The 8,699-nt window shown below is 44.6% G+C and carries 7 protein-coding genes; 4 read left to right on the top strand and 3 right to left on the bottom strand.

Features of this window, described 5'->3' with window-relative positions:
• The first annotated feature begins 62 nt into the window (after positions 1–62).
• The 3 genes from PKI34_06830 (at position 63) to PKI34_06820 (ending at position 4,593) form a co-directional block, all read left to right on the top strand.
• Positions 63–1,667, top strand: coding sequence for an ankyrin repeat domain-containing protein (locus tag PKI34_06830; GenBank protein ID HNS17515.1), 1,605 nt, complete (start codon positions 63–65; stop codon positions 1,665–1,667).
• Between the two features lie 192 nt (positions 1,668–1,859).
• On the top strand, positions 1,860–2,555 hold the full coding sequence (locus PKI34_06825) for a Type 1 glutamine amidotransferase-like domain-containing protein (GenBank protein ID HNS17514.1): 696 nt from the start codon (positions 1,860–1,862) through the stop codon (positions 2,553–2,555).
• A 10-nt stretch (positions 2,556–2,565) separates the two neighbouring features.
• The gene (locus PKI34_06820) at positions 2,566–4,593 is read left to right on the top strand and encodes an adenylate/guanylate cyclase domain-containing protein (GenBank protein HNS17513.1); all 2,028 of its coding nucleotides are present in this window, start codon (positions 2,566–2,568) and stop codon (positions 4,591–4,593) included.
• Between the two features lie 13 nt (positions 4,594–4,606).
• Here PKI34_06820 and PKI34_06815 read toward each other — a convergent pair whose 3' ends face one another.
• Positions 4,607–5,740, bottom strand: a complete 1,134-nt coding sequence (locus PKI34_06815) for a hypothetical protein (protein HNS17512.1) — start codon at positions 5,738–5,740, stop codon at positions 4,607–4,609.
• 263 nt (positions 5,741–6,003) lie between these two features.
• Between PKI34_06815 and PKI34_06810 the strand changes: the two genes are divergently transcribed.
• On the top strand, positions 6,004–6,726 hold the full coding sequence (locus PKI34_06810; GenBank protein ID HNS17511.1) for a hypothetical protein: 723 nt from the start codon (positions 6,004–6,006) through the stop codon (positions 6,724–6,726).
• Between the two features lie 26 nt (positions 6,727–6,752).
• Here PKI34_06810 and PKI34_06805 read toward each other — a convergent pair whose 3' ends face one another.
• Both PKI34_06805 and PKI34_06800 read right to left on the bottom strand, forming a co-directional pair.
• Positions 6,753–7,514, bottom strand: a complete 762-nt coding sequence (locus PKI34_06805; GenBank protein ID HNS17510.1) for a DUF1295 domain-containing protein — start codon at positions 7,512–7,514, stop codon at positions 6,753–6,755.
• Between the two features lie 33 nt (positions 7,515–7,547).
• Positions 7,548–8,531, bottom strand: a complete 984-nt coding sequence (locus PKI34_06800; protein HNS17509.1) for an NAD-dependent epimerase/dehydratase family protein — start codon at positions 8,529–8,531, stop codon at positions 7,548–7,550.
• Positions 8,532–8,699 lie beyond the last annotated feature (168 nt).

Here is an 8,699-nt window from a genome sequence, read left to right as displayed (position 1 = left end):
AAATCAATTACCCCGAAGGGGTTCAAGTATTGTAGCGGTAGCATAAAATTCGTTCGTTGTTAATGCCCAGATTCATCATAATATTAATATTATCCATTTTATTCAGATCATTCGCCACCAGCCAGCCCGATGACCTGGAAAAGTCCCTTTTCAAGGCGATCAGGGATGGCGATACCGCTTCGGTGGGAGCCCTGATCGCTTCGGGTGTGGATATCAACGGATATTATGGCAAAAAAGCGGACAGGACCCTGCTGGATTTCGCAGTTGATGCTGAAGAATACGAAATGGTCCGTTTCCTGGTCAGACAAGGAGCTGATATTGAAAAACCATCCGGCGGCATCACGCCCTTAATGGAAGCTGCCATTAATAATGATCTTTTAATATCCAGGTATTTGCTTGATCAGGGAGCCAGCGTGGATCCCGTGGACAAAAATGGCAACACGGCCCTGTTCTATGCTGCCAAGTATGGCACCCTTCGTTTGAACAGGCTCCTGGTCCAGCGTGGCTCCGATGTGTCCCATAAGAATTGCCGGAAATGGATGCCCCACGATATGGCCTTTTCCAGCAATAAGGATACGATCGTCACCTACCTCAGGACAATGGTCGTAAAACGGGATTCAGCCTGCCGAATTCCTGACTTTGCAGATGGCCCCCACATCATCTGGGACAACCATACCCGGATTTTCATTGTCTACCTGGAGCGGGATAGCGCCATCAACCAGACACTTATGGTCGACCATATGATGGACATGCCCGACACTGCCCTGACATTCCAGGGATTTATGTTTGATACAGGCAGTTACACCCTTTATCGCAATCCGGTACATTACCCAAGTGAATTCGATCAGGTAGAGAAGATCTTTGTGGTTGGAGACATGCACGGACAATATGACTCCCTGGTCAGGGTACTCCAGGTGAGCAATGTCATCGACCAGGACCTGAACTGGTCCTGGGGAACCGGCCATCTGGTCTTTACCGGCGATATCTTTGACAGGGGAGACCAGGTGACGGAATGCCTTTGGCTGATCTATAAACTGGAACGCCAGGCCCTCAGCGCCGGTGGTTTTGTTCACTTCATCCTGGGGAATCATGAACTGATGAACCTGACCAACGACCTTTCCTATCAGTCCGCTAAGAATAATTTCTTTAGCCATTACTTCGATTTCAGTTATTTGCAGTTCTTTACACCCTCCACCGTACTGGGACAATGGCTTCGGTCGAAAAAAACCATGCTCAGAATCAATGATATATTGTTCACCCATGGAGGGATATCCTCACAGATGCTCGCAATGCACCTTGAACTTGACTCGGTGAACCATATGGTAAGGAGGTATTTGAACCTGGAATACGATAAACGTAACAGCGAAGCACTCGACCTGCTTTTATTTTCGTACGGGCCGTTCTGGTACAGGGGCTATTTCAAGAATGGACATCTGCCACCGGAAGCCACCCAGGAACAGATCGACAGGATACTGGCTTATTACGGTGTTTCGCACATGGTCATCGGTCACACCGACGTACCCTTCATCGCACCGATGTTTGACGGAAAAGTGTTCCCGATCGACATTCCCTTTCATCATCCTGATTATCATCAGCAAAGTTTGCTGATAGAAGGGGAGCGGTTTTACAGGGTATATCTGGATGGGAAAAAGGTGCTGCTGAAATGATAATTGTCAACTATCAATTATCAACTTTCCATTCTTCATGACCTACTTTGTCAAGTTATATGCTTCTGGCCTTTGAACCCTATTGACTTCGCTGTTTGTATTTTGTATTTTTACATTAAATTATCTTCAGGTGAATCATCACTTTTTGAAGGTTAGACATTTCTTGAAGTATTCATCCTAAAACCCTTGTACATGATGGCAACACTTCCTAAACTCTCGCTGACCGACTTCGATTCCAATGAGAACATCCTGCTTTACGAAAAATTTCTGAAAAATGAGATCGCCTGGCTTTTCAACGAACCGTATCCCCCTGAAGTCCTTTTTATTCCGCATGCCTACAATGGTAATTTTTACAATACCTATGTTCAGAGGGTTCGGGGAATATTCCGGGATCTGGGTATGAATGTAACGCTCATTACCGCGGGTGATCCGGTTCAATTGATTAGAAGTGCCTATGGTATTATCGTGGGAGGTGGTGATCTGTCGAGGTTGCTGACAGGTATTGCCGGTTATCTTGATGTTCTGAAAGAAAAAATCCAATCCGGCACTCCTTACCTGGGATGGAATGAGGGCAGTGTAGCCGCATCCCCTTATTATGTCGTTCCCTCCATCATTCCCGTCAGCCCCAGATGTATTGGCGCCATCGGTAAACAGATCTATTGTCATTATGTTGATACGACAGAGAACAGGATCGAGATCGAGAATTTTCTGATCAACCATGCTGGCGACACACCTCCGGTAACCGAGGTCGTCTGCACGAAAGTGACGCCCGGCGGATCAGGCATACGGCTGGAAGATGATGGATCAACATTGCTGGACAGCTGTATTCTGGGAACGGTTCCGCCTCTCCGGTTCATTTATTCAAAGGGAGTCATGCAGGTTCAATAATTGAATGCGAATGCGGATAAAATGCCTCCTGGGACTTGTTCCCGCACTTCTGATACCCCTGGCAGGCTTTTGCCAGGGCCAGCCGAATCCCGATCAGATCTTTGATACGGCCTACTCTATGATCGAACGGCAGAATTACAGGGAAGCGATCGAACAACTCAAGCTCTTCATTGAAGAAGAGAGAAAATTGGACGATCCTGACCAGGATAAGATCTCCGGTTGCCTGAATGATATCGGAACCTGTTACCATAAACTGAATGATTTCCAGGAAGCTATCCATTGGTATAACCAGGCGCTGACAGTGGACAGGGAGATGGGCAGCATCGTGAACATCTCCACCCGCTACAGCAATATTGGATTTGCAAACCGGAAACTGGGTATCTGGGACAGCGCCCTGGTCTATTACAAAAAAGCCCTGACGATCGATATTGAAATAGGGGATAGTGCTTCCATTGCCAAAACGCTCAACAACTTTGGCGCATTATACCAACAGATGGCTAAATATGACAGCACGATACACTATTTCCAGCGCTCGCTTGAAATAAAAAAGAACATTGGCGATTCATCTGGTATGGCGGTAACATTGAATAACATAGGCATGGTTTACAATAGCTGGCAGAAATACGACAAGGCAATTGAGTATTTCAACGAATCCATGCATCTCGATAGCCTGATCGGTGATAATCAGGACTTTGCACACCGGTTCAACAATATCGGAACATCCTACCACCGGAAAGGAGACTACAACAAAGCCATCGAATACTTTTCAAAAGCGTTGCAGCTTAGCCTGGACAGCCAGAACGAGGACATGGTCGCCAAACTGAATAACAACCTGGGCATGAGGTACCTCAAAAAGAAGGATTATGTTCAGGCGAGCAACTATATGAACAAGGCGCTGGAAAGCTACCGCAAATACGACCAGATAGCGGATATGGCGACTGTCCTGGGCAATTTGGCGGAAATAAGCTATGCTCTCGGCAATTACAACTCATCACTCGACTATCTTTCCAGGAGCAACGAACTGGCCGAAAGTCGTGACCTTCCTGAACTGGCCAAGAACAACTACCTGTTGTTCTCAGATATCTATTCTTCCATGGGTAACTACTCTGAAGCATTGAAGTATTATAAAAAACATATTGCCATTAAGGATACACTTTATTCAGAGGCCATTTATAAGCAAATAACTGATTTTGAGATCAAATATGAATCAGAAAAAAAGGATAAAGAGATCACGCTTTTAAAGCAAAAGGAAGAGATTCAGACATTGACCATTAAAAAGCAGCACATCCTTAGGAATTCGCTTTTTGGAGGCATTGCCCTTTCACTGGCCCTGGCTGCGGTGATCTTAACAAGCCTTTCGAGGCGCAGAAAGGATAACAGGATCATCGCCAGCGAGAAGGCCAAGACGGATAAACTGCTGCTCAATGTGCTTCCGGCCAGTATTGCCACTGACCTTAAGGAAAAAGGATTTACGGAACCGAAACTGTACGAGAATGTTACCGTGTGCTTTACGGATATGGTCGGATTTACGGAAAAAGCTACCACCATCGAGCCCAAATCCCTCATCGAAGAATTAAATGCCATCTTTACGGCTTTTGATACGATCGTTGAGAAAAACAATTGCGAACGCATCAAAACCATCGGAGATTCCTATATGGCCCTTTGTGGCTTGCCGGAACCCGATCCAAACCACGCTGAAAATATCATCCGCAGTGCAGTGGAAATGATCCAGTACATTGAGAAGAAGAACCTGGAATCAGACCTGGAATGGCAGATCAGGGTGGGAATACACTCGGGTGATGTGATTGCGGGCGTTGTGGGTATAAAAAAATATATTTACGACGTTTTCGGAGATACGATCAATACCGCTTCACGAATGGAAAATGCCAGCCTCCCAATGCGCATAAATGTTTCAGAAAGCACCTATCAGCTGGTGAAGGATAAATTTAAATTCGAAGAAAGGGGAGAGGCACCGGTGAAAGGAAAAGGAATGATGAAAATGTATTTCATTAAAGTGCAAGGAAATACACTATCCTGATTCATTCATAACATTAAGAACTTGCTGCTATGTTTTTGACAGGACGAAAGTCGTTCCGGATGATTTCCCATTTATCCGGATATTTCTCAAAAAGATCAAGTATTTTTTTTCGGTGCTTGTCCAGTGCGTCGGTGATGGCTGCAGCTGAAATGGGCCGCTCACAACATTGTCCCACATTTTTTCCAGTTAATTTTTTCTTTGATGTAACTACTTCTTTTGCAGCTGTTTCAAGCCTATCAAGTAAATAAATGGTTTTACTGTAACGATCTTCCGGATAGGACGATGGTTCTTCTTTTCGCTGCTCAGGAACATATGTTTCTGTATCCAGATGCCAGTCGTGGATGTAGCATAAATCCGATTTTAAACCCCGTTCAAGATACTCGGCAAACATCACCCCGTTTTTAATGATCGTTTTCAGGTACTTGATCTCACCGGCGTATTTTTGGATTTTTTCAATGGCAGAATCATGCAGCTTATACCTTCGATCAGATTCTCCCTGGAATTCTTCCAGGTAATTCTGGCAAAGACCTACAAGGCTCTGGCCATAATAATGCTTTGTCCGTTGGAGCTCTTCTTTCGACTGGATGAATGTGGATATCACTGATTTTGTTGTCTCTACCAGAGACTGTGTCGCCCTGGCATCGGTTTCGCTGATTCGAATGAAGGTCAGGATGAAATGATAGAGCAGGTAACCAATGATGCTCTTATAATCGGTTGACAAAGTTCGTGAGGTCAGATTAATCCCGAACATGCTCATGGATTCCTGAAAATAAAAGAACAGGATATCCTGTAGTCCATCGTACACGTTTGAAAAACGCAGGACAAGAACTGTTTTGTTCCGTTCCTCAAATAGTTCGACCTGCTTATTACCAATTGCTTTCAGATCATAAGGCAATTCCTGTCGCGTCAACCAGGCTGTCGGCGATTTACTCATCCGGGATTTCTGAATGAGAACTTTATTTTCACCGAGTGAAACAGGATCCACTTGTCCGGGGTAGGAGCGAGGCAGGGTACAGACAGAGGTGATGTCCTTTTCCTCTCTGTCATAATAAACGGCTACGATTTTTTCCATTCCCGGGAAGAAAAGATGTCCATTTTCCAGTATCCTGATAAACGGATTTTTTTGAAAAGAAAGTTCCCGCAACATTGGATGATCATTGATCTGGCAACAAAATTAATTCAATTATTAAGCAAAATCAATTTTTTTAAGAAAATTATTAAGCAATACTTAAATCAATTGCTTAAAAATAATTAAGTAAGCTTAAAAATTTCGTTAAGTTTTCTGGAATTGCTTAATTCTATTGAAGATTCGTGCTGAGTGAGTTAATATTGCATACTTGTTTACAAGGGAATGATTTTCTCCGGTTCATCAAATACGAATTAAGTAACTGCTTAAAAAGCCATTTAGTAATGATCCCTATAGAAGTGTCCTATTTAAGAACCATTTTCAGCAAGTCGGGTCAGGGGAGATATTTTGCGAAATTACCAGCAAACTGCAGGGAATTATTAGCTTACCTTTCCATCCATTTTTTTATGGATCGTTTAACAGACGTGATCATCACCACAAGACGGCCTGCATTAATCTCTGCGGGCAATACCATTAGCTGGGATTTGCGGAATGATCCCGCAGTGGACATAAATCCGGATCTTAGCGAAGATATTTCAATCAATACTTTAAATAATTTATATAGTAAACTGTCAGTCAGTAAAATAATAAGAAATATTTTTCTAAGTTATTATGCCGGAGAAATTGAAATTTCCGAGCAGGGTCCAGCAGGACCATCAGGAGAAGCGAACCAATTTAACCATTTACAACTGAGCGATGCGCCTACTTTAGATTTGACAAGGGATTGCTGGTTGTATGACGGTCCGGAAACAGGAGCAGAGAAATCCGAAGGTGAGACTTGTGTCATTGAAGATGCAGTGAGCCAATGCATTCCTGTCCCAACGAAAAGGTCGGGCGGCTTTCAGAACCTAAAAAAGCACTTACAGTTCCATAAGATGAACAGGTGGATCTATTTCCTGTTTCATCCTTACTATGACCGGATATCTCCGCCAGGATTCGTTTATTATTATGATGTGAACTTCCCGTGTTTGAAACAGGACCCTGGTATTCGGGCAGGGCCTTCGTAAAGGATGGTTTCTGCGTTGTTGCGGTGTTAAAGTATCAAGGGAATGAGCGCTTTTCTTTCTGCTGGATAATCTGTAAATGTTCGTTTATACCACCGGTGATGATCCAGTGCCCGAGGGACAAGGTTAAATAATGTCCAGAGCAGGAACGACAGGGTGGGAAGGCACCAGGTCATCAGGGCAAAACCACCCCATTCGAGGATCTCTCCAAAGAAATTCGGGCAGGAGACATAACTGAACAAACCGCCATAGGGGATAAAATACCCACTGTTACCACCATTGCGCAGCCGCAAAAGTGTCTGGTCTGAGCGAACGTTGATGAGCATTCCTGAGAAGAAAAGCAGAATCCCGAATATGAAGCGGGGATCCAGCAGCCAGGATATTTCGTAGGCGGGGGAGAGGTAACCGAACCAGTAACCATTGATGAATCCATTCATAATATTGAAACAAAAAGCCATCAGCATGATGGAAACTGGCATTTTCTTACCCTTGGTCTTTGTCCTGAAGGGATAAATGAACACCCGGTTAATGTAGTGAAGCAGAAACAGGGAGAAGAACAACCAGGTAAGGGGAGATTTATGAGCGGGTCCTGCAATGACCAGCCCAGCAAATAGCGCAAGTACCGGAGCTTCCATGATGATCCATCCTGCCCGGTTGCTGATCAGGGGTCCCCAGCCTTTTTTCGTATGCCGGCCATAGGGTGCAGTTATGCTGAGAGTGAACGGGAAAATGAGCAATCCGGCAACGATCCACCAGATTACGACGGTATTGAAGGTTGATAATGGGATCATTGGGAGCAATTCCATTGTTTGTAAATTTCAGTCCTATTTTAGATTCCAGGCGCGCTTCTGCCAGGTGAACGTGTCGACCAGCGTTTCCTTGAGTGGCCGAGGTGTGAACCCGAGCTCTTTTCTGGCTTTGTCATTTTTGATGTTAGGATTGCACTCTTTCAGGATCGTAAGTGACTCGGCTGTATAAAGGGGTGCCTCCTTCTTTAGCCTGGCATAGAGCTGGATGAAGGGCAGACCCAGCCTGGCGACCTGTGTCGGGACGACACCTTTGGGTGTTCGGTGCGGCGAGATTTCCTGCACCATCAACGAAAGCTCTTTCAATGACCTATAGGTTCCCGACAGGAGATAGCTTTCACCTTTCCGGCCCATCCGGATCGCATTGATGGCTGCCTGAACAACGTCCCTGACATCCACCCAGTCGTAACCTCCGGGTACCAGCGTCGGTAAACTGCCCTCATAAATGTACCGTAAGGCCTGACCCAGGTAAGAATACCGGTAATCATACGGTCCTATGATTGCAGTTGGGTTAATAATCAATGCATTAAAGCCTTCTGTCTGAACTTTTTCTTTAATGATTCGTTCACCATCTGCCTTTGATTGATCATACAGGCCGTGGCTGTTGGTGACCAGTGAACGGTGTTCATCCAGGGGTTCATCCAGCGGGAAGGGATTTAGGGCATGGATGCTGCTGAAATGAATCAGCCTGGAAACGTGGTTCGACAGGCAAGCGTTCACGACATTCCTTGTACCTTCAACATTGGTCTTATAAACCAGATCCCTGTATTTCTTATCAATGGCAATGATTGCTGCCAGGTGAAAGACAACATCCACATCCCTGCACAGTTCATCCAGTGACCTGGTGTCAAGGACATTCCCTTTAACTGCAACATAATCCAGCCCTTCAAGACCCTTTTGATCTTCGTGGATGAGCAATTTCAACTGGTGTTTTCCACCATTCAATTCACGCACAAGGGTGGACCCTATGTGCCCGCTGGCTCCCGTAATGGCAATTCGCATCGTTGCTTAAAATTGGTCGGCAAGTTACAAAAGAATTAATAATAACTTTCTCTGAACAATTATTTATGAATGTTTGTTTAAAGTCTAAAGGAACGAAATCATCATGCGATTATTTAAAGTGTTTGTTTATATAATAGTTGTATTTATTTGTTATAATGAAAGTTATGC

It is taken from the genome of Bacteroidales bacterium (assembly GCA_035342335.1).
In the GTDB taxonomy this organism is placed as follows: Bacteria; Bacteroidota; Bacteroidia; order Bacteroidales; family JAGONC01; genus JAGONC01.
This window is presented reverse-complemented; position numbering and strand designations above follow the sequence as displayed.

Bases quoted from the DNA above. Each gene is read 5' to 3' on its own strand.
- PKI34_06820 (HNS17513.1), top strand. From the start codon at position 2,566: ATGCGGATAAAATGCCTCCTGGGACTTGTTCCCGCACTTCTGATACCC.
- PKI34_06805 (HNS17510.1), bottom strand. From the start codon at position 7,514: ATGATCCCATTATCAACCTTCAATACCGTCGTAATCTGGTGGATCGTT.
- PKI34_06825 (HNS17514.1), top strand. From the start codon at position 1,860: ATGATGGCAACACTTCCTAAACTCTCGCTGACCGACTTCGATTCCAAT.
- PKI34_06810 (HNS17511.1), top strand. From the start codon at position 6,004: ATGATCCCTATAGAAGTGTCCTATTTAAGAACCATTTTCAGCAAGTCG.
- PKI34_06800 (HNS17509.1), bottom strand. From the start codon at position 8,531: ATGCGAATTGCCATTACGGGAGCCAGCGGGCACATAGGGTCCACCCTT.
- PKI34_06815 (HNS17512.1), bottom strand. From the start codon at position 5,740: ATGTTGCGGGAACTTTCTTTTCAAAAAAATCCGTTTATCAGGATACTG.
- PKI34_06830 (HNS17515.1), top strand. From the start codon at position 63: ATGCCCAGATTCATCATAATATTAATATTATCCATTTTATTCAGATCA.